Raw genomic sequence first — 23842 nt, forward strand, 5'->3', positions numbered from 1 at the left:
GCTATTTTTTATACTAGCTTGTCACAGCTTTTTCAATTATAATTATCAAAAATGAAAGGAAAAAAGCCATGGGCCTAACATATAAAAAACAGGATGAACTGGAAAAGTTATTTGATAAATTTGCAACAGTTCCAAAAGACAAAAAGAAAAAGCTTACTAAAGATAAAGACGATAAGAAGAAGAAAAAATGACTCTCAAGATGAGAGTCATTTTTTTAAAGCTTTTCTTCTATCCAGTCCCATACTTCTTTGACATGCGTTTTCTTAACTGAACTATATGTTAGAACAGTAACATTGTCATGTGCCAAATCAAGGTGCTTCTTTAAATTGGATAGTACTTTATTTTCTTGGTTTTTCTTTACCTTATCAATTTTAGTACAAACAACCAAAATTGGTAAATTAAGATAGAGCGAATAATTATACATCGCAATGTCATCTTTAGTCGGCTCATGGCGTGAGTCAGTTAATAGGATTAAGCCTTTTAAATTTTCTCTAGTTTCAAGATAATCTTGAATCATTTCACCAAATTGTTGCCGTTTTACTTGAGAAACCTTCGCATAACCATAGCCAGGAACATCGACTAAATAAAATTCTTCATTAATAATATAAAAATTTAATGTCTGCGTCTTACCAGGTTGCGATGAAGTTCTAGCAAGGTTTTTTCTTCCTAATAATGAGTTAATCAAACTTGATTTACCCACATTTGATCTACCTGCCAAAGCTATTTCAGGAAGTTGATCCTTAGGATATTGTTCTTCTTTTACAGCACTGATTGCATAGTCGCTCGTTTTAATTATCATTTGCGGCCTTAATTTCTTCACTATCTTCATCAGCATTTCGCCGAATTACATTTGGCTTTGCTTGATCAGTAATAACTTCTTTAGTAACTTCAACCTTTTCAATATCAGGTTCACTTGGTGTTTTGTACATTATGCCCATCATTGCATTTTCAATGATTGTTCTCAAACCACGTGCACCCATGTTACGTTCGATTGCTAAATCTGCAATTGCTTTAAGAGCACTATCAGTGAATTCCAAATCAACTTGATCAAGCGAAAGCAATTTCTTGTATTGTTTTACCAGCGCATTCTTAGGTTCTGTTAAAATTCTTACCAAGTCTTTGCTGCTAAGTTTATCAAGCGTCGCAATGATTGGAATACGACCGATAAATTCTGGAATCATACCAAATTTAACCAAATCACCTGTAGTTAAATGCTGTGTCCATGAATCATCTTTTGTTTTGTTCAGTTCATTTTCTGCACTAAACCCGATAATTTTTTTACCCATACGGTTTTTAACGATTTGTTCAATTCCATCAAACGCACCACCAACGATAAACAAAATATTGGTGGTATCAATTTGAATCAACTCTTGTTGTGGGTGCTTTCTTCCCCCTTGAGGTGGAACTGAAGCAATGGTACCCTCAAGAATTTTTAGTAATGATTGCTGTACTCCTTCGCCGGAAACATCACGAGTAATTGAGACATTTTCAGATTTTTTGGAAATCTTGTCTATCTCATCGATATAAACAATTCCTCGTTCAGCACGTTCTATGTCGTAATCAGCGTTTTGTAAAAGCTTTAATAAAATATTCTCAACATCTTCTCCGACATAACCAGCTTCAGTTAAAGTTGTTGCATCAGCAATTGCAAATGGAACGTCGAGAATACGAGCTAAAGTTTGTGCCAAATAGGTTTTTCCTGAACCAGTTGGCCCAATTAAAGCAATATTTGATTTTTGTAATTCAGTTGAAGAGTCAATATCCATTTGACTTATACGTTTGTAATGGTTATAAACGGCCACTGACAGTACCTTTTTTGCCTGATCTTGGCCAATAACATATTGATCAAGCTGTTGCTTAATCTCCATTGGCTTAGGTAAGTCTTTGGCTTTTTTGAGTGAATCTGATTTTAATTCATCGTCAATAATTTTTTTGGATAAATCAACACACTCATTACAAATATAAACTCCATTGCCAGCAATCATTTTCTTAACTTGATCTTGTGTTTTATCACAAAAAGAACATCTAATTTCATCCTGATCAGTAAACTGTGATGCCATTCTATTCCTCCTAATATCTACAAGCTTAAGGGTATCATAAATCAAGAAAATTGCATAAAAAATTTGCTTGTAGATAAATAAAAAGGCAGTTTTAACAACTACCTTTTTATCTAGAAATTAAATCCGACTATTTTTCAGATTTAGTTTCATCTTTCTTATTCTTAGACTTAGCAACTTGTTTTGCATTATCAGTTACTAAATCGATTGCCTTACGAACATCAATATCGTGTGAAAGCATATCATCAGTCAAAGTGTTACGGACTGTCTTTTCATCCATGTTGTATTCGCCAGCAAGATCCTTGATTTCTTTATCAATTTCTTCCTTAGATGCTTTGATATCTTCAGCCTTAACAATTGCTTCTAGAACTAAGTTAGTCTTAACTCTCTCAGCAGCGTCTTTACTAAATTGAGCACGTAATTGATCTTCAGTTGTATTAGTCAACTTGAAATAAGTTTCTGGACTAATACCTTGACGTTGCATGTTACCAAGATATTGGTTCATTTGAGTATTAACGTCTTCTTGAATCATTGCATCTGGAATTTCGTCAATTGTAGCGTTCTTAACGGCGCCTTCGATAGCTGCTTGCTCAATTGCATCGTTTGCAGCTTCTTCTTTCTTAGCCTTTAAGTCTTTCTTGATCTTTTCTTTTAATTCATCAAGAGTTTCAACTGAATCATCAACGTCTTTTGCAAATTCATCATCAAGTTTAGGTAGTTGTTTTGACTTAACTTCGTGAATTTTAGTTGCAAAGTGAGCTTCTTTACCAGCTAAATCTTTAGCACCGTAGTCTTCTGGGAAAGTAACTACAACATCAACTTCGTCACCAGCTTTGTGACCAATTAATTGATCTTCAAAGCCAGGAATAAAGGTATTTGAGCCTAATTCTAGTGCATAGTCATCTGCAGAACCACCATCAAATGCCTTGTCATCAACAGTACCCTTGTAATCAATAGTTACTGTATCACCCTTGGCAGCAGCACTCTTCTTAAGTACAAGTTCTGCATTCTTTTCACGTTCTGCATCAAGTTGAGCGTCAACATCCTTAGCATAAACACGAGTGTTTTGCTTAGGTACTTCAATGCCCTTGTAATCACCTAATTTAACTTCAGGTTCAACAGTTACAGTGGCCTTCATTGTCCAGTCTTTGCCCTTTTCCATTGAATCTGGAACAACTTGAGGTTGACCTACTGCAGAAATACCAGCTTCTTTAATAGCAGCAGCATATGCGTTAGGTAAAACCATGTTTAATGCTTCTTCATATAAAGCTTCTTCACCATAGTATTGATCAAAGATTACCCGTGAAACGTGACCTTTTCTAAAGCCGGGAACACGCAAATTCTTTTTTATTCTTCTGAATGCTTGATCTAACCCAAGCTTTACTTCAGCTTGAGAAATATCAAAAGTAAGTTCACCGGTAGTTTTACCAGTTTTATTCCATTTTACAGACATTAATTAAATACCTCCAATGTCAAGTTTAACTGCATCTTGCATACTAAATTATCTTACATTAAACGCACGCAAAAAACAAATTTAGGCAAAAAAAGATGCACTTCTATGAAGAAGTACATCTTTTTAAACTGTTTTATTACGAACTAGTCGAGGATATCAGTAACCTGACCAGCACCAACAGTACGACCACCTTCACGGATAGTGAACTTAGTACCTTTTTCAATGGCAGCTGGTTTGATTAACTTAACAGTAAATTCTGTGTTATCACCAGGCATAACCATTTCAGTACCCTCTGGCAATTCGATTTCACCAGTAATATCAGTAGTGTGGAAATAGAATTGTGGACGGTAGTCTGAGAAGAATGGAGTGTGACGTCCGCCTTCTTCCTTCTTCAAGACATAAACTTGACCCTTGAATTCGCGGTGAGTTTGAATTGAGCCAGGTGCGGCTAAAACTTGTCCACGAACGATTTGGTCACGGTCGATACCACGAAGCAATACACCAACGTTATCGCCGGCTTCACCTGAGTCCAAAGTCTTGTGGAACATTTCCAAACCAGTAACAACTGATTTAAGAACTTCTTGAACTAAACCAACGATTTCAACTTCGTCGCCGACTTTAACAGTACCACGATCGATACGACCTGAAGCAACAGTACCACGACCAGTGATAGTGAAGACATCTTCAACAGGCATCAAGAAAGGCTTATCAGTTTGACGTTCTGGAGTTGGAATGTATTCATCAACAGTGTCCATTAACTTCATGATAACTTCTTCTTGTTCCTTGTCGCCTTGTAAAGCTTTCAAAGCTGAACCACGGATAACTGGAATATCATCACCAGGGTAATCGTATTCAGTTAACAAGTCACGAACTTCCATTTCAACTAAGTCAACCAATTCTGGATCGTCAACTAAATCAGTCTTGTTTAAGAAAACAACGATGTAGTTAACACCAACTTGACGAGCAAGCAAAATGTGTTCACGAGTTTGAGGCATAGGACCATCAGTTGCAGCAACAACTAAGATGGCACCATCCATTTGTGCGGCACCAGTGATCATGTTCTTGATGTAGTCAGCGTGACCTGGAGCATCCATGTGAGCGTAGTGACGCTTTTCAGTTTCGTACTCTACGTGAGCGGTATTGATAGTAATACCACGTTCTTTTTCTTCTGGAGCTGCATCGATGTCTGAATAGTCTTCAGCCTTTGCTAAGCCCTTTTCTGATAAAACTTTAGTAATAGCCGCTGTTAAAGTGGTCTTACCATGGTCAACGTGACCGATAGTACCAATGTTTACGTGTGGCTTTGTTCTAACGTAATGTTCTTTTTCTGCCATTAAAATGACCCTCCTGTAAATTTGCAAGAAGTCCGTTGAGTAAGTAACGGATAGTTCTCTGTTGAATATTGTACTACTTTCATTGGCAAATGCCTAGTATTTTAATGCATAGAGCCATGCCTAATGAAAACGTCCTTTGATATTATACTAAATAGGAAAAAAATGTAAAGGCCTTTTATCTAAATTATTTTGGCAAATCATGGTCAATTTGTCTGAATAAATCATGGTGACTTCGACCATCTTGAAAATCAATGTATGATGCAATGTCACTCGCAAAACTATCTGGTTCTTCGACGTATTTAGATAGTTTGGGATACAAACTACCTAAGATCAAATTGACTTCGCCTAAGACAGCTGGAAGCTGACTCGGACGGTGATAATATCTTGATCCGATTGCCGAAACTACTTCACGATAAACTGGATCCTTCTCTAGCAAATTAATCTGGTTAGGAATAAACTTTTCTCTTTTGCCTAGCACCAAAACATCAAAAGATTCATTAATCCCCAAGCGAAAGAGATCTTCACATAATACTAGACGCACAGCAAAACTTAAGCTGGGGTCTAATAATAGACTCTGTGCAAAATTCGTAAAGTTAATTAAATCCAATGTAAAAAGTTGGTCATATTCATACTTAGTTGGATTTTTACTAAGACGAAATTTCTCCATTGTTGCTTGCTGCTCAGAAATCGAAGCTGGTAAGACTTCAACTTCTTTTTCGCCCTTACTCAAATTTTTAATCTCGAGTGCTTCAATTAAAAAGTGATTGGCTTGCAAAACCCTAGAATAAGCAAAAAAGATCTCATCATCTGAAAAGAGATCTTTTTCCTCTTTGATTAAGCTATACGCAGAATATGCTTGATCGGCTTTTAAATATAAGTCGCATAAGCGAAGAACAATTTCCTTGTTACTGCCAATTCGCAGAGCTTCTTCAACATTTTGAATTGCTAAATCTAATTTACCGTTTGCTTCATTTTCTTGTGCTAAAGTTAGTAAATTTTTTTGGCTTAAAGTTGTCATACTAGTCTTTCTTAACTATTTTCTTACCAGATTTTTTCACGTCAACGGAATGATGCTCATTATTTTTTCCAGTAGTCGCATCTTTGCCCGAACGCTTTTGCATCGCACGATGTCTATTCTGGTTTACTTCCATGACCACTGGTAATACTACAGGACGACGATTAGTTTTCTTATATAAGAACTTCTCTAAATCGTTTCTAACATCCTGCTTTATTTCAGTCCAATCAAACTTCTTATGCTCAAAGTTATTATTTATAGTCTTTTTAATTAATTCAATACAATCATTCATCAATTGATGATTGGCTTTGATGTAAACGAAGCCACGACTAGTAACTTGTGGTTGTGCAATGATTTTTTTCTTACGACGATCAATTGTAACAACGGCAATAAAAATACCATCATCTGACAAAATTTCTCGGTCACGCAGGACGATATTGCCGACATCACCGATGCCTGAACCATCAATCATTATATCTTCGCCTGGAACAGGATCAGTTAAATTAAACTTCTTTTGTTTAAAATCGTAATCCAAACAATCACCATTTCTGGTAATCAAAACATTTTCTTTCTTAATTCCTGCTCTTATTGCAAGGTCGCGATGAACTTCCAACAAGCGATATTCACCGATTACTGGAATAACAAATTGTGGTTTTAGAATATCAATTAGCATTTGCAAATCACGTCCAGTTGCATGACCGCTTGTATGCTTAGCCCTACCAAGCTCAATTACGGTTCCGCCTGCTCGATAAACAAGATCACTAGTCTGCGCAACTACTGTTTCAACAGAATGAGATGGTGTTGTTGCAATGAAAACTAGGTCATTTTCATGAATCGTAATCATACTGTGACGTTTTTTAGCCATTTTTTGCAAAGAATTTAATGGCTCACCCATTTGCCCAGTTTCAAGAATTACCACCTTGTTATCTGGTGTAGTGCTCAGATCTTTGACACGCATTAACAGATTTTTAGGAACATAAAGATAGCCTAAGTCCATTGCTGTACGAACTATTTTTGCTACATCACGTCCAGTTAATAGTACCTTCCGGCCTGTTTCATGCGCAGCATTTAAAACTTCTTGAATTCTGATTAAATTAGAAGCTTTAGCGGCTACAATTACCCGACCAGTGGCATTACGAAAGACATTGGTCACATATTCACCTATTTCTTGTTCAGAAACGTTAGGTAGTGATGCTTCTGCATTAGAAGAGTCACTTAAAAGTGCCAAAACTTTCTTCTGTGAAATTTCTGCCAACCGATCTAAATCAGTTCGATATTTTGGCGCTGCAGAAGGGTCAAACTTAAAGTCACCAGTATAAACTACTTCTCCAGCTGGAGTGTGCACGTCAATCCCGAGCGAGTCAGGAATTGAGTGCGTCGTGTGGAAGAATGAAATATTCGCGTTTTTAAATTCAATTTCAGTTTCAGCATCTATTACATGGAACAAACTGTTTTTAATTCGCTTATTCTCTCTTTTAACTGTAATTTTAGCCAGTTCAATCGTTAACCGAGACCCAAATACAGGTATATCATATTGACGCAAAATATATGGCAAGGCCCCAATTGAATCAGCGTGTCCATGAGTTAGAAAAATACCAACAACTTGGTCACCATATTTTTCAAAGAAGTCGAGATCCGGAATAACCAAATCAATTCCATATAAAGAACTATCAGGGTATTTTAATCCAGCATCAAGAACAAAAATTTCATCATTAACTTGAACAGCAAACATGTCCTTTCCTTGTTCACGAACACCGCTCAAAATCATTATCTTAACTTGATCAGCCATTTTATTTCCTTTTCTATAATAATTGTTATTAAGTTGTTTATTTATGGATCGTAAGATCACAACGTAAAAAGTATCTTTTTTTATTCTAGCATAAAAAGCACTTATGGCAAAAACAAAAAGCCAGTTCTTTAATAGAACTGACTTTTTTAAATCTAAGTTTAGAAATTAACGACGTAAACCTAACTTCTTGATTAATTCACGGTAACGATTAATATCGTTATCTTGTAAGTAACGAAGCAAGTTACGACGGTGACCAATCTTCTTAAGTAAACCAACATATGAGTGGTGGTCATGAGAATGTTGTCTCATGTGTTCAGTCAAGTTGTTGATGTCTTTAGTTAAAATAGCAACTTGTACTTCAGTTGAACCTGTGTCACCTTCATGAGTAGCAAATTGCTTAATGATTTCATCTTTTTCTGCTTTTGAAATTGCCATAATTATTCACCTTTCAATAAAAAAATTGCCGTTAACAACGTTAACCGTCAGGTGTGAGCGAGCAAACAGCGTTAACGGTTCACAACAATAGTATAATACAGATTATTTTTTTAAAAAGCAAGTATAAATTGTCTTGCATCTACAACTATTCTTCAGTATAATTTACTAAGTAAAATTACGATCAATGGAGGTGAATGTTATGCCACAAATCAAATCAGCTATTAAGCGTGTTAAAACTCAAGATGCTGCTAGAAAGCGCAGAGCCGCTCAAATGACAGAATTAAGAACTGCTGTTAAGAAGTTCAAGACTGCCCAAGCTGCTGGTGCTGAAAACGCCTCCGAATTACATGTTGCTGCTGCCCGCGCATTGGACAAGGCCGCTTCTAAGGGTCTTATTCATAAAAACAAGGCTAGCCGTGATAAGAGTCGCTTAGCTAAGTTAGCTAAATAATTTGAATTCAAAAACTAAAAAGCAAGGATTATTCAATCCTTGCTTTTTTCTTTGCCCAATTTATATTACCTCATACGCTCAAAACAAATAACTTTAAGAAATTGTTTTCCCGATATTGCCCATTTTTATAGTTATAATCTAGCTTGATTGCCTGCTCTAACAAGCTCGCCAGTTTATTAGTCGAAATTTTATTATTAAGAGCTAGCTTTACTCGATAAGGGTGAACCCCTAGTTCTTTAACAATTTCAGTTTCATTTCTGCCGCGCTCGTGCAATGTCTTTGCAACTAAAATTAATTCTAACTGGTTTTCAAAGACTGCAAGTAATTGAATCGGATTACTACCCTCTCTCAATTGGTTATCTAATCTTGCAATCGCTTCTCGATAATTATGCTTTAAAGCTGCTTCTAAAACTGCAAAAACATTTTGGGCAAATGATAAGTCAACGTTTTTACGAATTAGTGTCTCATCAATTTTATTCTCAGTGGCAGCCATCTTTAATTTATTAAAATTGCTCAGTACAGTATCAAGAACCTGATCACTTCTTTCAAGTAAAAGCTGCAAAGCCATCTCTGTAATCTGATATCCTTCAGCACTAATTAGTGCCTTAGTTACCTTTTTAACTTCATAACTTTTAACTTCAGTATCTACGACATTAAACTTCTTCAAAATTGTTTTTGTCAGCTTCTTTCGCCGATCAAGCTTTTCATACGATGCTACTATTACTAGTTTGTTGTCGAGCTGATCAACATGATCAAAAATTTGCTGCAACTGATCAAGTTGCTTTTTTGCTTTTTGCGGAACTTTAGCAGTTAAAAAAAACGGATTTTTGATAGTTATTATCTTTTGCTGGCTAAAAAGACTTGATTCTGTTAATTCAGCGATCAAATCATCTAGACTATCGCTTTCACAATCAACGGATACTTTCTCTAGTTCTTGAAATGATTCTTCATATATGTATGAGCGCGCAATATAATCATTCAAAAAACTATCTGAACCCAAAATTAAGGTTTGCGCATTGCTATTATTTGAATTTTTAAACAAAGAAAGTAAAGTCATTTTTGATTCACCACTACAAAACGTTTGAATTTTGGCCTAGAAAAATAGCCATATGTCCAAGTAATCATACCACAGTCCTGCGTCGAAACCCATGGAATGTGTTGATTGCTTAAAGTATCAAGCGTTTCCTTATGCGGGTGCCCAAAACGATTATTTCGACCAGCTGAAATAAAAACTAATTTTGGCCTTAAAGCTTTTAAAAAATCAGGATTTGAAGAAGTGCGACTACCATGGTGTCCTAGTTTGAAATAGTCAGCTTGAATATTAAACTTGTTCATTATTTCTTTTTCACCTTCTTGGCCTAAATCACCAGTAAAAAGCCATCTTTTACTCTTCACAACAAATGTCAAAGATAGTGAATCTTCATTTTTACCTGGGCCAGGCTTAAAAGGATAAACAACATTAAATGTAATTTGTGGCTCAGCTACTTTCTGACCAGCTAATAGTTCTACAACTTGATCTCGCTTAATTTGTCCCACTATTCTTTTTATAAAAGACGGATTATGAATTAATCCTGCTGCCGTATACAGTTTTTGAACGTGAACTTGTTCGAGCAAGGGTCTTAAATCTCCGACGTGATCAAAATCCTGATGCGTTACAAAAACACCATCAATTTTACTGATTCCCAGTGCTTTCAAAAAAGGAATAGTAATTTTATTAACCTGAGGCGTCGCTTTTTGGCCACTAAAATTTAATTTCCCACCAACATCAATTAAATAAACACGCCTTGGAAAAGGTGTAGAAATCAAAATACTATCGCCCTGACCTACATCAATCAATGTAACCTGACCTGTTAAGGGAAAGTGAATTGAGGAAAAGATCATCACGTACAAAGCCGCAATGCCACCAATTACTTTTAACCTGCTTTTTTTCGTGGATTTTTGCTCATTTACAAAAACCAGCAAAATAGCCGTAAATATAGTTAACATCACACATTGCCACCAGTTGATCTTACCAAATGTTAATAGTCCCAGTTTAGAAGCGGATACTTGAGCTATTAACTTTTCACATGTCATTAAAACATTTTCAAACCACCAGGAAATTTCAGGACATAATTTAAAAGTAGCTAAGTTCAAAAAGACAATTGGCATAACTAGCCAATTAAAATATGGTACTACTACCAAATTGAAAAAAACGGTCAACAAATTAAATTGAAAAAAATGAAAAAGTAGTAATGGCGTTAGTAAACAATTTAAGGCAAATGACTGTTTAAATGAGGTTAATTTAGTTGTTAATTCTAAACCTAGAGCCAAGACATAACTTAAAATGGCTCCCACATTGAGCATCAAACACGGATTAATTATTAAGTGAATTGTATAAGTGAGTCCTAATAAATCAAAATGAGTAATTTTTTGCTTCTGGAATTTAAAAATCTGATCAAGTACATAAGTTAGACTGGCTCGAATAAAGCCAGCTTGACCATTACTTAAGAAAATACCAATTAATAGAATGAATAAACAAATTGCAAATGTTTCTTGTTCGGTTAATTTCAGATAATAACAAATTGCACTAATTACTAAGGTATAGATACCAACGTGAAGACCGGAAATACTTAACAAGTGAATTACGCCAAGGTCACGGTAATTAGATAAAATCGATTGGTCCGCTTGGCTTGGACTTTCGCCAAGAACTAATTCGCTACTGAAAAAGGACAAAATCGGTGGCATTTGCGCAAAATACTTTTGCAAGCAAAAGCGAACATGATGAGCAACATCCCTAAAATGTTGCTTTTTATTTATGATTATACAATTCTCCAGTTCAATCTTTTGTTTAATGTTTTTGCTCAGATAATATTTTTTTGCATCAAATTGTCCATAATTTGTAGCAGGCTCGATTTCTTTAACCTCTCCTTGTAAATGCGAAAGATAAAGTGAGTACCCAGAAAGTAGTTCTTTTTTCTGCATTTGGCTAATTTTTGTTGAAACTAGTACTGACTTTCCATCTGCTTTCCCTTGGCCAAACATTCGGTTTCCAGACACTTTGATTTGATCTGGGTATATGGTAACCACAGAACTATTTTTGAGCGAAAAATTTTGTTGGTTCTGATTAATAGCAAAACTGATAAGTGCAACAAATAGCACTAAAAAAACTAAACAACTTGTTTGTCGGTGTTTATGAAACAAAAGAAATACCAAATAAATCGCAATTACCAAGCAAAATAGCCATTGAAGAGGCGTAATAGACTGTGAAAGACCAAAATTTATGTCTGCTAATAATAAAGAAACTAGCAATAAAAAACCTGGTGTCAGAATTTTAGACTTCCAGTTGACTTCGAAGTGCCTCAAAAGTCTTATCTCCTATCCCAGAAACTTGTTTCAAATCCTCAATGCTTTTAAAATTTCCATTTTTTTGCCGGTACGCAATAATCTGTTCAGCTTTTTTAGCGCCTATTCCAGATAACTTTTGCAAATCTGCAGTGTTTGCCGTATTGATATTTACTTTTACTCCTGAAGCTTGGTTGGAACTTTCACTCTGGGAAGAATTATCTAGTTCTCCTGAATTAGTACTACCATTAACAGAAGAAACAATTTCGTTTTCCTTTAACTTTTCTCCATGATATGGAATATGAACTTTGTCCTGGTCACGAAGAATTAATGCACGGTTAACTTTTTCAATTTGAGCCTTACTTGTCAGTCCACCTGCTGCCGCAATCAATTCATTTAAGCGAGCACCATACTTCAATGTATAAACACCTGGATTTTCAATTGCACCAGAAATATCACAAGTAACTTCTTTAGGCTCTTTTACTTTCTTCTCTACCTCTTTATTAGCAATTTGTGTTTCTTCTTTTATTTCAGTTCCTTCTTGCTCATCAGTCTCTGTTTGCTTTATGGCAAAATCAGAATCATTAGATTGTTCATTTCCAGAATGACCAATTAACCAAAGCAAAACAAGCAAAATCCCTATTCCGATAACAAAATACTGTTTATGCTCAATTATGAATTCCTTAACTTTTGCCCAATCCATATTTTCACCTCCTAAGTTTAAGTACGAAAAAAGTTCAGAATTTCTTCTGAACTTTTTACTTTTTTTAGTAGTGTTTTTGCAAATAATGTAAAGCATCTTCAAAGGTAGCTACTGGGACAATCTTCATCTTCGTTTTTATTTGCTTCGCCGTTCTTTTAGCAACTTGATAGTTACTATCAGCTTTTTTCAATTGAGACGTATCTGTCGGCGCAAAGAAAACTTCTGCTCCGGCTCTGTCGGCTGCGACTACTTTTTTGTCAACACCACCGATTGCTCCAACTTTTCCTTTAGGAGAGATAGTTCCCGTTCCGGCAATTTTATGTCCCTTAGCCAAATCCTGTTGCTTGAAAGTTTCATAGCTCGTTAGTGTAAACATTAATCCTGCTGAAGGCCCCCCAATTGCACCAGCATCTATTTTTAACTCTGGTTTTGTCGTGACTTTGACATGTTCAACTAACTGAATTCCAATTCCTGGTTTATTAGTACCCTCAACTTTAACAATTTTTCCTGAAAAAGTTAGTGGGTTATTATTTCTTAAAACGTTAATTTTAACCTTAGCGCCAATTTTCTTTTTCTGAAAATATGAAAGCATTTCTTCTGTTGATTTGAAACGATGGCCGTTTGCGCCCAGAACAGTATCACCGATTTGCAGTTTTTCCTTAAAACTAGAGTGCTTCTGAACTTGCATGACATAAACGCCTTCGTAATTCAGTTTTGGTTTTAAGCCTGCCTTCTTTGCTGCATAATAGATAGCATTTTGCTGACTGGTTTCCATGTACCAATTCTGCAATTCCTCATACTGACTACTTGTTGCATCCCCCAGCAGTTCTTCTCTTGAAATTCTCGTTTCGTATTTTCTAGTATAACTTAACAAATACCGCAGCACTGAAGCTGGACGTTGGGTTTCGCTAACTGTCACTAAATAATAATTATCAGGTGCTTTTTTACCACTTCTGATAAATTGACTAACTTGAAATGCCTCGCCAGGCATTTCAAGATAATAATTAGTTGGCCAGCTTAAGCCTACTACAATTGCGGCAACAGCTAAGAAAAAGAAGAGCCATTTATGACCTTTTTTCTTACCTTTATCTTTAGTTTTATCGTTCATTAATCTTTACCAATTTTTTCTTTAAAGCAATTGCAGCTTCTATTGGCATAAATGAACTAATATCACCGCCAAATTGAGCTACCTCTTTAATAATACTAGATGCCACAAAGCTATTTTGCGGCGAAGTAAACAATAATACAGTTTCAAGATCATTCGCTAACTTCTTATTCATTGCTGCAATTTGTTGCTCGTAAGTGAAATCCTCGCTGTTCCGCACTCCGCGAACAATAGCTGTTGCACCAATTTCGTGTGCCACATCGACAGTTAATGCTTGTGGTCTTTTTTGAACCTCAACATTAGCAATATTTTTAACTGCACTTTTAATAAATTCTACCCGTTCATCTGCACTAAATAAATAGTGCTTAGAGGTATTGTCCATTACCACTACAAAAACCTGATCAAAGATTCTAGCAGCCTGCTGAATTACATCAATGTGTCCATTAGTAATTGGGTCAAAACTACCTGGAAAAAGTGCAATACTCATCTTTTTTCCTTTCGATAAAAACGAACGATTGTTTTACCTAAATGGTGAGTTTTCGTTAGCTCAAAACCTTCTATTTCGCCAAGATTAGTTTCATCGTCTGTCTCTGCTACGATAACTGCATTATCTGTTAACAAATTTAAACTGTCCATTTTCTTCATATCAGAAGCAATTTTTTGTTTGGCATATGGCGGATCTAAGAAAACTAAATCAAATTTCTTTTCATCTTTGGCAAGTTTGGTTAATGCAACATTGCTTGACATTTTGTAAACAGAAAAACAATTTTCTTCTTTAGTTAAAGCAACATTCTTTCGGATAATTTCCACAGCTTGGTAATTAATATCAATAATTGTTGCATGACTACAGCCTCTTGAAACAGCCTCGATTGCAAGGGCACCACTTCCCCCATACAAGTCTAATACTTCTCCACCTTCAAAAAATTGTCCTAGGCTATTAAACAAAGATTCTTTAACCTTATCACTGGTTGGCCTAGTTTTTTGACTTTTTAGTGTATACAAGTTGCGCTTAGCATACTTTCCAGAAATAATTCTCATAATAAGTAGTCCGTATTCTGTTCCTGCTCATCAAGTAACTTTTTTTCTGCTTCAGCAGCAAGTTCAGTAATTTGCTCTTCAATATGCTTACTTGACAAGTCAATTTCATCATCACTAGATTTTTGTACATCCTTGACAAAATCCAACTGTTTAATAGCGTTTATCGTTTTGTCAGCTTCTTTTTGGTCAACGTATAAGACACAATATGCATTTTTCTTAGAAAAATACACGATGTCACCGTAACGCCTAAGCTTAAACTGACTGTTAATAGAATTAAGATAAACAATTAGTCCTTGTCTCTTAGTTAAGGAAGTATTTGCCAAATCATGATTGATACTCATCAGCCAACTCCTCTTCTTTCTTAATACGTTCATTTGCAGCAATATTTAAAACTAATCCAATTGAAGCTGATAAGACAATTAGTGATGAACCACCGTATGAAATAAAGGGCAAAGTAACACCTGTAATTGGTAATAGTCCCAAAACTGCACCAACATTAAACAGAGTTTCAGTAAAGATAATTGTCGTTACGCCAAAACAAACCAAGGCATTAAATTGCGTGCTAGCGTGAAGACCCACTTCCATAATGCTCCACATCAAATAGAAAAGTAGTCCTAAAACTAGTAATGCACCAATTACCCCAATTTCTTCAGCAGCAATCGCTAAGATAAAGTCCGTGTATGGTTCTGGTAAATAGCCTCTTTTTTGCATACTATTACCTAAGCCAACACCAAACAAACCACCATTATGAATCGCATAATATGAATTAACTAACTGGGCACCACCTTTTTGCTCTAGCTCAAAGGGATGTAAAAATGACATGAGTCGTTGATATTGATAACTGGATTGTAAAAAGTCCGGATTCCACTTAACAATTAAGAAAACTAAGAAGAAAACACCAATTCCAATTCCAATTAAACAGAGTAGTGCGTTCTTGGCAGGCACACCTGATAGAGAAAACATAATGATTACAATTGTGGCTAAAATGGCAGTACCACCTAAATCTGGTTCAACAATTACCAATAGCATCATTACCCCAGATAAAACCGCTGGTCTAATCAAATTATTAACAATATTCCCTTGACGGAAAGAACCATCATGACGGTCTAAATAGTACGCTAAATATATTACCAATGCTAATTTGGCAATTTCCAATGGCTGAATACGGATAACTTTTAAATCAATCCAGCCAACCGCCCCATTAACTGCAGCGTCAGAACCCTTAAATACCTTTAAAACAATTAGGTAAAACAGCAAAAACATACTAATTCCGAGAAACCAAGCAACAAACTTAGTTCGCTTAAAAAGTTCTAACCGCAAAAAGAACGCCAATGTAGCAAAACCAAAGAAAGCTACCACCGCATATATTGCTTGCCTAATCCCATATGTCGCTGGCTTAAAACCATTTACGAGCAAGATATCTGAACTAGCCGAATAAACCATAATTATGCCAAAGAAAACCAGTAATAAATATGGCAATAGAATTTTGTAGTCCAAATGTTGAAGTTTCCGTCGCAAAAGTAGCCCTCCTCTTACGAAAAAAATATATTTTTATTATAAAACAAAAATGACACTACTTCATTAAGTGAGTGCCATTTTTAATTACTTGATTTAGTTTTTATTACGCTTCTTATCTGCCTTTTGACGTTCAGAAGTGTTTAAAATCTTCTTACGAAGACGAATTGATTCAGGTGTTACTTCACAATATTCATCATCGTTTAAGAACTCAATTGCTTCTTCTAGTGTCAATGTCTTTGGCGTTCTGATTGCAGCCGCATGGTCTTTACCGGCAGCACGGGTGTTAGTCAAATTCTTTCCCTTAATTACGTTAACTGCAATATCACGATCACGTGATGATTGACCAACAATCATACCTTCGTAGACTTCAACACCTGCGCCAATGAATAATTCACCACGTTGTTCAACAGTTTGAAGTGAGTATGTAGTTGACTTACCTTGACTGATAGAAACAAGAGCACCATTTTTACGTCCTGGTTCCCAGTTCTTAACTACTGGTTTATATGAATCAAAGCTGTGGTTTAAAATTCCGTAACCACCAGTTTGAGACATAAATTCATTGTTATAACCAATTAAGCCACGTGACGGAACTAAGAAGTCCAAACGAGTTTGATTATTTCCAGTTGATTCCATGTTCTTCATTTCACCTTTACGTTGTGAAAGTGAATCAATTACTGAACCAACATATTCATCTGGTGTATCGACTTGAACTGCCTCATATGGCTCACACATTTGGCCATCGATTTCACGATAGATAACTTTTGGACGTGAAAGTTGTAATTCAAATCCTTCACGACGTAATTCTTCAACAAGAATTGAAAGGTGTAATTCACCACGTCCAGAAACAGTCCAGGCATTGATTTGATCAGTAGGTTCAACCTTCAAAGAAACATCAGTACGAGTTTGTTTGATTAAACGATCCTCTAACTTTTTAGGAGTTACCTTGTCACCTTCACGGCCAGCAAATGGTGAGTCACTTGCAACAAAGTCCATTTGCAAAGTTGGTGGGTCAATCTTAAGGAATGGCAATGCTTCTGGGTCTTCTGCAGATGCAATTGTTTCACCAACGAAAATGTCGTTAATACCACTAATGGCAATAATATCTCCGGCTTTAGCTTCTGTAATTTCATTACGCTTCAAACCAAAGAAACCAAATAGCTTAGTTACACGGAAGTTTTGCTTTGAGCCATCACGTTTCATAACTGTGATGTTGTCACCAACTTTTACACTACCGCGGTAGATACGACCTACTCCAATACGACCAACATAGTCATCCCAGTCAAGCATAGTGATTTGGAATTGTAAAGGCTCATCAGCATTATCAATTGGTGCTGGGATAGCTTTAATAATAGTGTCAAAAATTGGATCCATTGTTTCTTTTTGAGTGGATGGATCAGCTTCATAAGAAGAAGTTCCGTTCAATGCTGATGCATAAACAACTGGGAAATCAAGTTGTTCATCATTGGCACCTAATTCAATGAATAATTCAAGAACTTCATCAAGAACTTCTTTAGGACGAGCACCTGGACGGTCGATTTTGTTAATAACAACGATTGGCTTAACGCCTGCTTCTAATGCCTTCTTAAGAACAAAACGAGTTTGTGGCATTGTTCCTTCATATGCATCAACTAAAAGTAGGGCTCCGTCAACCATATGCATGATACGTTCAACTTCACCACCAAAATCGGCGTGTCCTGGTGTATCTAAAATATTAATTGTGGTATCGCCATATTTAACCGCAGTATTTTTAGATAAAATAGTAATACCACGTTCACGTTCAATATCATTTGAGTCCATTGCACGATCTTCCAAAGCCATGTGCTCAGGTAGAGTGTCGGATTGCTTCAATAATTGGTTAACCAAAGTTGTCTTACCATGGTCAACGTGCGCTATGATCGCTATATTTCTAATATCGTCTCTTCTTTTTTCTGACAAAAGTATTCCTCCTCCACTCCTCAATAAAAAAACTGTGACAATGTCACAGTTTCGCCGGCACGTTCAAGAACATGCTAATCGAAGTGTTTCATATCTGTATATTTACGCTCATTGATTTTAACACCTAACTATTATACTGGTCAACGTTTATCACTCTTTTTCAATTTTTAAATTTACGATAGAATAAAAAGCAGACAAAATGTCCTTATTTATGGTAAAAATATAGAGATAACTTTTTTATGAAAGAGTGAATTTAATTGATTTTAATGAAAGATATTGTTCGTGATGGTGATCCCGTATTACGTAAAGTTGCTGAAAAGTTAACTTTTCCTTTGAGCGACCATTACCAAAAATTGGCCGAAGACATGATGGAATACCTAATCAATTCACAGGATCCGGAAATTGCTAAAAAGCATCAGTTACGTGCTGGAGTTGGTTTAGCGGCACCTCAAGTGGGTGAAAGTGTGCAAATGGCATCACTTCTTGTTCCAAATGATCAAAATGAGATTGTTTTTAAAGAAACAATTGTTAACCCTGAGATTTTGTCCGAATCCGTTCGTCAGGCATGTCTTAGTGAAGGTGAAGGATGCCTAAGCGTTGATAAAGTTATTGACGGCTATGTTCCCCGTCCTGATAAGTTAAAGATTCATTACTATACCGTTGACGGTGAGGAAAAGACGATTAACTTAAAGGATTATCCTGCTATCGTTGCATCTCATGAAATTGAACATTTAAGAGGCCACCTATTTTATGACCGGATTGATAAGCAAAACCCATTTAAATTGGATGATGATACAGTCCTAATTTATTAGTATCATCAGTACATGATAGATTAACCGCCAATTTACTTTGACGGTTTTTTTATGAGTCAAACAAGTAGTGTTTCTATACTTAAAATTATAATTATGGTAAACTGAGATAAGCTATTGGGTACTTTTAGTTATCCAAAATTAAGAACGTTTTTATAACTGAATAAGGAGAATACAAATATGATCTACAAAGTTTTGTATCAAAAGGACAAAGTTGTTAATCCTAGACGTGAAACAACTCAAACCCTTTACCTAGAGGCTGATAATTTGGTCAGCGCTAGAACCTTGGTTGAGGACAATACCCCCTACAACATTGAACTCATCCAAGAATTAGCAGGAAATTCACTACAATATGAAAAAGAACACGCCGATTTTAAATTGACGACTTTTGATAGTAAGAAGTAGTTTCTGTGCGAATTAAAAATAATGAAGTAGCCGTCTTTGCAATCGGGGGGTTGCATGAAATCGGCAAAAATATGTATTGCGTTCAATATCAAGATGAAATTATTATCATGGACTGTGGTATTAAGTTCCCAGAAGATGATCTTCTTGGTATTAACTACGTTATTTCTGACTATTCATATTTAGTCAAGAATCGTAAAAAAATCAAAGCACTGGTTGTCAGCCACGGTCACGAAGATCACATTGGTGGTATACCTTTCTTACTTGAAAAAATACCCGAAATTCCAGTTTATGCTACACCCTTTGCCTTGGCATTAATCAAGGGTAAGCTTGAAGAACACGGAATTCTTCGCACTACCGAACTGCACGAAGAACACGAAAACACAGTTCTAAAATTCAAGAAGCTTTCTGTTTCTTTCTTTAGAACTACCCACTCAATTCCTGATACGTTAGGAATTGCTGTTCACACTCCTCTCGGTGCTGTTGTCTTTACTGGTGACTTTAAATTTGATTTAACTCCAGTAATGAACCAACCTGCTCCTGATTTTCAAAAGATGGCTCAAATTGGTAACGAAGGCGTCTTAGCCCTTCTATCAGATTCAACTAATGCAGAGGTTTCGCAATTTACCAAGTCAGAGCGCTTTGTTGCACATTCGTTGCACGATATTATTACTGGTATCCATGGTCGAATTATTTTCGCTACGTTTGCCTCTAACCTTTATCGTGTTTCAACGGCAATTGAAGCAGCAATTGATACTGGTAGAAAAGTTGCAATTTTTGGTCGAAGCATGGAAAACGGTGTGCAAAATGGAATCGATCTAGGATACTTAAATGTACCTGAAGGTTTAATTGTTGATTCAAATGAAATCAATCACACTCCTGCCGATGAGGCAATGATATTATGTACCGGATCACAAGGTGAGCCATTAGCTGCTCTTTCTCGAATTGCAAACGGAACACACCGTCAAATTAGTCTTCAGCCTGGTGATACAGTCATTTTTTCTTCTAACCCTATTCCTGGTAATACACTTAGTGTAAATCATTTGATTAACAAATTGATGGAAGGTGGCGCTAACGTCATTCACGGACGTGTTAATAATGTCCATACTTCTGGTCACGGTGGTCAAGAAGAATTAAAGATGATGGTTAGATTGACTAAACCTAAGTATATGATTCCCGTGCACGGCGAATATCGCATGCAAGTAGTTCATACAGAACTTGCACAAGCTGCTGGCGTCCCCGAAGATCATACTTTTGTTTTGGAAAACGGTGAGGTTGTCTGCTTTGGACCTGAGGGTGCTAGAATTGCTGGACACGTTCCTGCAGGCGATGTGTATGTTGATACTTCTGGAACTGCTGACGTTGGCAATGTTGTTGTCCATGATCGCCAGGTTTTATCAGAAGATGGCTTAGTTGTTGTAGTTGCTACCGTTGATTACAAACACAAGCGTGTTCTAGCAGGACCTGATGTTTTAAGTCGTGGATTTGTTTATATGCGTGAATCAACTGAATTGATTAGCCAAGCTCAAAAACATATTTACCATATTATAAAAAGTGAAATGGATAAAACAGATAATCCTAAAGATGCTGTTGTCCGTAAGGCAATTGTTGAAAATCTTTCTGATTTCTTATATTCCAAGACAAAAAGACGGCCAATGATTTTACCTATGATTGTTGAGAAAAAGTAAAAAAGCCCATTTGGGCTTTTTTTAATAAATAAAATATGAAAAATAAACTTAAAATCCATCTTCTAGTTAATGAAACTGCTGGAAATGGACATGCGAAAAAGATATTAGACCAAACTACCCTCTTACTTGTTAATGAAAATATTGCTTTTGATGTTTACAAAAGCTCTTTTGCAGGTGAAGCAATAAAAATTGCACAAGGATATGGCAATAGAAACCATCTCTCCAATGAAGTTCTATTAGTAATTGGTGGAGATGGATCTTTGAATGAAGTTCTTAATGGAATAAAAAGATCAAGTCATCCTTCCATGCCGCTAGCTTATTTACCTGCGGGCACTGGAAATGACTTCGGCAAGGCTGCTAATCTTTCTGGAAACCCTGAAGAACTTATTAATCACTTAAAAAATGGTATTGAGCCTGAAAGAATTGATTGTGGTTCTTTCCACTTCCCTCATTCGGGCAATGATGTTTATTATTTTGCAAATAGTCTAGGGGTTGGTTTTGATGCTTATGTTAATCACCTTAGTAATATTTCAGAATTAAAGAAACTCTTAAACAAAATCAATGAAGGCAAAATGATTTATGGACTTCATATTTTGTCAGCATTGCGTAAGCAAGATACATTTACTGTTGATATTAAATGCGACAATAAAAGATATCATTACGATGATGCTTTTCTAATAACTACCACCAATCATCCCTATTTAGGTGGTGGTATTCCATTATTACCAAGTGCAAGTATCAAAAGTCGTGTGCTTGACACCGTTGTTGTTGAACGCTTCAGTTTAGGCAAACTAATCAAACTCTTTGTTAATTTGTTAAAAGACGGCTCACATGTTCATGATCCTCAATTTCATTATTTTGAGGGTAAACAAATATCTATTCAAACAACTAAAAAAGAGTTTGCCCAAGTTGATGGTGAGCAAATCAAACCAGACTCATTCAAAATAGATTTTAAAGTTAGCCATTTTTATTTATTAAGATAATCACTAAAAAAGGAAAAGCATACACGCTTTTCCTTTTTTATTCAAAATTCTAACTATTTAATCAGTTACTTGCTGCATTTTTCCCTGCTATTCTTCCAAAAGTCTGGGCATGACTCGATGCTAATCCAGGTACTCGGTCGTTGTATGAACCCCAGAAGAAACCACCTGAGTCATTTCCACCAGCATATAGGTGCTTAATTGGCAAAAAGTTCTGATCTAGAACTTCCATTTTTGTATTTACTCTTAATCCGTCAAGGGTACATAAAATACGTCCACCTAAAATACATCCATAATACGGAGCTTTCTCAATTGGAGTTATTCTGTATGGTTCTTTACCAAACTCATGATCATAGTTTGCTACAACTGAAGCATTGTTGTTTCCAACTGTTTGCTCAACTGCTTTAACTGGAAGACCTAATTTTTTAGCTAATTCCTGAATCGTATCTGCCTTAACTACCAGACCTTTTTTGATGTAATTTTCAGTATCATTAATAAAATCTTGTTTGTTACTCATATATCCAGGAAAGCCAAATCGTGCACAACCCAGCATATGAAGTTTTTCAAGTTGATTGGCATAATTATCATCCCAGATCATTGCATATAAATATCCTGGTTCTTTGCTAGCCGCATTTACAATAAATTGATAAGGAACTGATTCATTAGAAAACCGCTCTCCACGTAAATTAACTTTTAAAAATGGATATGAACCAATCCATAGCCAGTTATCGTATGTTGAAGTTTGGTAATACATATCCTCAGTATTTGTTCCGACAGGCACTAAACCTCTGTCAAAGATGCTTTCAGCCGGTTCTTCATCCTTTATTGCGCCGAGGTTAAGTGCAGCGGTAATACCTGCTCCATTAGAACGCGGTGAATCATTATATACATTCTTTTTCAGTGCTAAAGGATCCCATTCTTTAAGCAGCGTCTTATTTGCTGAATATCCACCTGTGGTAAGTATTACTCCTTTTTTTGCTCTAATTTTATAGAACTCGTCCTTTGCAATATCCTTAACAATTGCACCTGTGACAACATCATCTTCTTTAATCAAACTAACTAGTGAAGTTTGATAAAGCATTTTAATTCCATGCTCTTCTTGATATTTTACAAACCAATCACCATAAGATACGAAAGATTTGTCATCAATTGTTGGATCATTCTCTGTCGGAAAACCCACATAACTTTTCCCTGTTACCATTGCATCAGGTTCTGATCTAAAATGAGCTCCGTTGGGTTTTAAAATATTGTCTTCTAACCAGTTAACACTTTCTCCACTATTATCAGCCCAAGTTTTTAAGAGTCGTTCATCAACATTATGCTGTGAAAAAGATGCTAATGACTCAACTAAATCTTCTTTATTAATTACAGTACCTGCCCTTTTCTGAGCATTACTTCCTACACTAGCAATTCCTACTCGCATTAGATTGATTGTTTTTTCTTTCTCAATCAAAGTAACATCAACATTTTTTTCTTTTGCAGCTGCTGCTGCCATCATTCCTGCATTACCCGCACCTACAACTAATACATCTGTATTGACTACTTTAGAAGTTTTGATTGCACTTTGGTCATATCCGTCTACGTTTGAATAAAAATTCATGTTTGTCCTCCTTAAATGTTTAACTGTGAAGCGTTTTCATATATAATAATATCATCTTTAAAAAGATATAATTATCAATTATCTTATTACTGATAAGTTATTATTTTCAGTGGAGGAATTTATGGAAACTGTCAAATTTTTTGTGTAAATAGATTTTTCTCGTAGATTGATTTTTTAATCTTTTATTTAATCAAAGTAGGATTCTAAGG

The 23842-nt window shown here is 35.8% G+C and carries 23 protein-coding genes; 6 read left to right on the top strand and 17 right to left on the bottom strand.

Annotated elements, in window-relative coordinates; genetic code table 11:
* Positions 1 to 68: 68 nt before the first annotated feature.
* Positions 69 to 191 (top strand): SPJ_0845 family protein, encoded by a 123-nt coding sequence (locus H3T48_RS08905; protein WP_255409602.1) that lies wholly within the window; start codon positions 69 to 71, stop codon positions 189 to 191.
* 23 nt (positions 192 to 214) lie between these two features.
* On the opposite strand, the gene yihA is transcribed toward H3T48_RS08905, so the two are convergent.
* From yihA to rpsO, 7 genes are all read right to left on the bottom strand, one after another.
* Positions 215 to 799 carry a ribosome biogenesis GTP-binding protein YihA/YsxC gene (gene yihA / locus H3T48_RS04465; protein WP_046306791.1) on the bottom strand — a complete coding sequence of 195 codons (585 nt, stop codon included), beginning with the start codon at positions 797 to 799 and terminating at the stop codon, positions 215 to 217.
* A complete protein-coding gene (clpX, locus tag H3T48_RS04470; RefSeq protein ID WP_187157886.1) occupies positions 789 to 2060 on the bottom strand; it encodes an ATP-dependent Clp protease ATP-binding subunit ClpX in 1272 nt (423 codons plus the stop codon). Before clpX ends, yihA begins: the two co-directional genes overlap by 11 nt.
* Positions 2061 to 2187: 127 nt before the next feature.
* On the bottom strand, positions 2188 to 3510 hold the full coding sequence (tig, locus tag H3T48_RS04475) for a trigger factor (RefSeq protein WP_122035061.1): 1323 nt from the start codon (positions 3508 to 3510) through the stop codon (positions 2188 to 2190).
* A 143-nt stretch (positions 3511 to 3653) separates the two neighbouring features.
* The gene (gene tuf / locus H3T48_RS04480) at positions 3654 to 4844 is read right to left on the bottom strand and encodes an elongation factor Tu (protein ID WP_122035059.1); all 1191 of its coding nucleotides are present in this window, start codon (positions 4842 to 4844) and stop codon (positions 3654 to 3656) included.
* Positions 4845 to 5028: 184 nt separating this feature from the next.
* The gene (locus tag H3T48_RS04485; RefSeq protein ID WP_198188658.1) at positions 5029 to 5862 is read right to left on the bottom strand and encodes a tetratricopeptide repeat protein; all 834 of its coding nucleotides are present in this window, start codon (positions 5860 to 5862) and stop codon (positions 5029 to 5031) included.
* 1 nt (position 5863) lies between these two features.
* On the bottom strand, positions 5864 to 7648 hold the full coding sequence (locus tag H3T48_RS04490) for a ribonuclease J (RefSeq protein ID WP_187157884.1): 1785 nt from the start codon (positions 7646 to 7648) through the stop codon (positions 5864 to 5866).
* 165 nt (positions 7649 to 7813) lie between these two features.
* Positions 7814 to 8083, bottom strand: a complete 270-nt coding sequence (rpsO, locus tag H3T48_RS04495; RefSeq protein WP_046306781.1) for a 30S ribosomal protein S15 — start codon at positions 8081 to 8083, stop codon at positions 7814 to 7816.
* 199 nt (positions 8084 to 8282) lie between these two features.
* On the opposite strand from rpsO, the gene rpsT reads away from it, so the two are divergent.
* Positions 8283 to 8534, top strand: coding sequence for a 30S ribosomal protein S20 (gene rpsT / locus H3T48_RS04500; RefSeq protein WP_046306779.1), 252 nt, complete (start codon positions 8283 to 8285; stop codon positions 8532 to 8534).
* 70 nt (positions 8535 to 8604) lie between these two features.
* Here rpsT and holA read toward each other — a convergent pair whose 3' ends face one another.
* From holA to typA, 9 genes are all read right to left on the bottom strand, one after another.
* Positions 8605 to 9591: a DNA polymerase III subunit delta gene (holA, locus tag H3T48_RS04505; RefSeq protein WP_198188659.1), complete on the bottom strand. Its 987-nt coding sequence runs from the start codon at positions 9589 to 9591 to the stop codon at positions 8605 to 8607.
* Positions 9588 to 11876, bottom strand: a complete 2289-nt coding sequence (locus tag H3T48_RS04510; protein ID WP_198188660.1) for a DNA internalization-related competence protein ComEC/Rec2 — start codon at positions 11874 to 11876, stop codon at positions 9588 to 9590. The genes holA and H3T48_RS04510 overlap by 4 nt, the downstream gene beginning before the upstream one ends.
* Positions 11845 to 12558 (bottom strand): helix-hairpin-helix domain-containing protein, encoded by a 714-nt coding sequence (locus tag H3T48_RS04515; RefSeq protein ID WP_198188661.1) that lies wholly within the window; start codon positions 12556 to 12558, stop codon positions 11845 to 11847. The genes H3T48_RS04510 and H3T48_RS04515 overlap by 32 nt, the downstream gene beginning before the upstream one ends.
* 64 nt (positions 12559 to 12622) lie before the next feature.
* Positions 12623 to 13666, bottom strand: a complete 1044-nt coding sequence (locus H3T48_RS04520) for a SepM family pheromone-processing serine protease (protein WP_198188662.1) — start codon at positions 13664 to 13666, stop codon at positions 12623 to 12625.
* Positions 13656 to 14150 (bottom strand): pantetheine-phosphate adenylyltransferase, encoded by a 495-nt coding sequence (gene coaD / locus H3T48_RS04525; RefSeq protein WP_198188663.1) that lies wholly within the window; start codon positions 14148 to 14150, stop codon positions 13656 to 13658. The genes H3T48_RS04520 and coaD overlap by 11 nt, the downstream gene beginning before the upstream one ends.
* On the bottom strand, positions 14147 to 14701 hold the full coding sequence (gene rsmD / locus H3T48_RS04530) for a 16S rRNA (guanine(966)-N(2))-methyltransferase RsmD (protein ID WP_187157878.1): 555 nt from the start codon (positions 14699 to 14701) through the stop codon (positions 14147 to 14149). The genes coaD and rsmD overlap by 4 nt, the downstream gene beginning before the upstream one ends.
* The gene (locus tag H3T48_RS04535) at positions 14698 to 15042 is read right to left on the bottom strand and encodes a YlbG family protein (RefSeq protein WP_122035042.1); all 345 of its coding nucleotides are present in this window, start codon (positions 15040 to 15042) and stop codon (positions 14698 to 14700) included. The genes rsmD and H3T48_RS04535 overlap by 4 nt, the downstream gene beginning before the upstream one ends.
* Positions 15026 to 16219 carry an FtsW/RodA/SpoVE family cell cycle protein gene (locus H3T48_RS04540; RefSeq protein WP_122035040.1) on the bottom strand — a complete coding sequence of 398 codons (1194 nt, stop codon included), beginning with the start codon at positions 16217 to 16219 and terminating at the stop codon, positions 15026 to 15028. Before H3T48_RS04540 ends, H3T48_RS04535 begins: the two co-directional genes overlap by 17 nt.
* 93 nt (positions 16220 to 16312) lie before the next feature.
* On the bottom strand, positions 16313 to 18154 hold the full coding sequence (gene typA, locus H3T48_RS04545; RefSeq protein WP_122035039.1) for a translational GTPase TypA: 1842 nt from the start codon (positions 18152 to 18154) through the stop codon (positions 16313 to 16315).
* Between the two features lie 257 nt (positions 18155 to 18411).
* Between typA and def the strand changes: the two genes are divergently transcribed.
* From def to H3T48_RS04565, 4 genes are all read left to right on the top strand, one after another.
* Positions 18412 to 18966 carry a peptide deformylase gene (def, locus tag H3T48_RS04550; protein ID WP_046306753.1) on the top strand — a complete coding sequence of 185 codons (555 nt, stop codon included), beginning with the start codon at positions 18412 to 18414 and terminating at the stop codon, positions 18964 to 18966.
* 177 nt (positions 18967 to 19143) lie between these two features.
* Positions 19144 to 19368, top strand: coding sequence for a DNA-dependent RNA polymerase subunit epsilon (locus tag H3T48_RS04555; protein ID WP_046306751.1), 225 nt, complete (start codon positions 19144 to 19146; stop codon positions 19366 to 19368).
* Between the two features lie 5 nt (positions 19369 to 19373).
* Positions 19374 to 21053 carry a ribonuclease J1 gene (gene rnjA, locus H3T48_RS04560; protein WP_109715428.1) on the top strand — a complete coding sequence of 560 codons (1680 nt, stop codon included), beginning with the start codon at positions 19374 to 19376 and terminating at the stop codon, positions 21051 to 21053.
* Between the two features lie 35 nt (positions 21054 to 21088).
* Positions 21089 to 22036 carry a diacylglycerol kinase family protein gene (locus tag H3T48_RS04565; protein ID WP_198188664.1) on the top strand — a complete coding sequence of 316 codons (948 nt, stop codon included), beginning with the start codon at positions 21089 to 21091 and terminating at the stop codon, positions 22034 to 22036.
* 61 nt (positions 22037 to 22097) lie between these two features.
* Here the strand turns inward: H3T48_RS04565 and H3T48_RS04570 are convergent, their stop codons facing one another.
* Positions 22098 to 23633, bottom strand: coding sequence for an FAD-binding protein (locus tag H3T48_RS04570; RefSeq protein ID WP_198188665.1), 1536 nt, complete (start codon positions 23631 to 23633; stop codon positions 22098 to 22100).
* Between the last annotated feature and the right edge of the window lie 209 nt (positions 23634 to 23842).

It is taken from the genome of Lactobacillus sp. M0403, from assembly GCF_016101265.1.
GTDB lineage: Bacteria > Bacillota > Bacilli > Lactobacillales > Lactobacillaceae > Lactobacillus > Lactobacillus apis.

Bases quoted from the DNA above. Each gene is read 5' to 3' on its own strand.
- H3T48_RS04565 (WP_198188664.1), top strand. From the start codon at position 21,089: ATGAAAAATAAACTTAAAATCCATCTTCTAGTTAATGAAACTGCTGGA.
- H3T48_RS04485 (WP_198188658.1), bottom strand. From the start codon at position 5,862: ATGACAACTTTAAGCCAAAAAAATTTACTAACTTTAGCACAAGAAAAT.
- coaD (WP_198188663.1), bottom strand. From the start codon at position 14,150: ATGAGTATTGCACTTTTTCCAGGTAGTTTTGACCCAATTACTAATGGA.
- holA (WP_198188659.1), bottom strand. From the start codon at position 9,591: ATGACTTTACTTTCTTTGTTTAAAAATTCAAATAATAGCAATGCGCAA.
- H3T48_RS04520 (WP_198188662.1), bottom strand. From the start codon at position 13,666: ATGAACGATAAAACTAAAGATAAAGGTAAGAAAAAAGGTCATAAATGG.
- rsmD (WP_187157878.1), bottom strand. From the start codon at position 14,701: ATGAGAATTATTTCTGGAAAGTATGCTAAGCGCAACTTGTATACACTA.
- tig (WP_122035061.1), bottom strand. From the start codon at position 3,510: ATGTCTGTAAAATGGAATAAAACTGGTAAAACTACCGGTGAACTTACT.
- yihA (WP_046306791.1), bottom strand. From the start codon at position 799: ATGATAATTAAAACGAGCGACTATGCAATCAGTGCTGTAAAAGAAGAA.
- H3T48_RS04535 (WP_122035042.1), bottom strand. From the start codon at position 15,042: ATGAGTATCAATCATGATTTGGCAAATACTTCCTTAACTAAGAGACAA.
- rpsO (WP_046306781.1), bottom strand. From the start codon at position 8,083: ATGGCAATTTCAAAAGCAGAAAAAGATGAAATCATTAAGCAATTTGCT.
- rpsT (WP_046306779.1), top strand. From the start codon at position 8,283: ATGCCACAAATCAAATCAGCTATTAAGCGTGTTAAAACTCAAGATGCT.
- H3T48_RS04490 (WP_187157884.1), bottom strand. From the start codon at position 7,648: ATGGCTGATCAAGTTAAGATAATGATTTTGAGCGGTGTTCGTGAACAA.
- H3T48_RS08905 (WP_255409602.1), top strand. From the start codon at position 69: ATGGGCCTAACATATAAAAAACAGGATGAACTGGAAAAGTTATTTGAT.
- H3T48_RS04515 (WP_198188661.1), bottom strand. From the start codon at position 12,558: ATGGATTGGGCAAAAGTTAAGGAATTCATAATTGAGCATAAACAGTAT.
- H3T48_RS04570 (WP_198188665.1), bottom strand. From the start codon at position 23,633: ATGAATTTTTATTCAAACGTAGACGGATATGACCAAAGTGCAATCAAA.
- H3T48_RS04555 (WP_046306751.1), top strand. From the start codon at position 19,144: ATGATCTACAAAGTTTTGTATCAAAAGGACAAAGTTGTTAATCCTAGA.
- tuf (WP_122035059.1), bottom strand. From the start codon at position 4,844: ATGGCAGAAAAAGAACATTACGTTAGAACAAAGCCACACGTAAACATT.
- clpX (WP_187157886.1), bottom strand. From the start codon at position 2,060: ATGGCATCACAGTTTACTGATCAGGATGAAATTAGATGTTCTTTTTGT.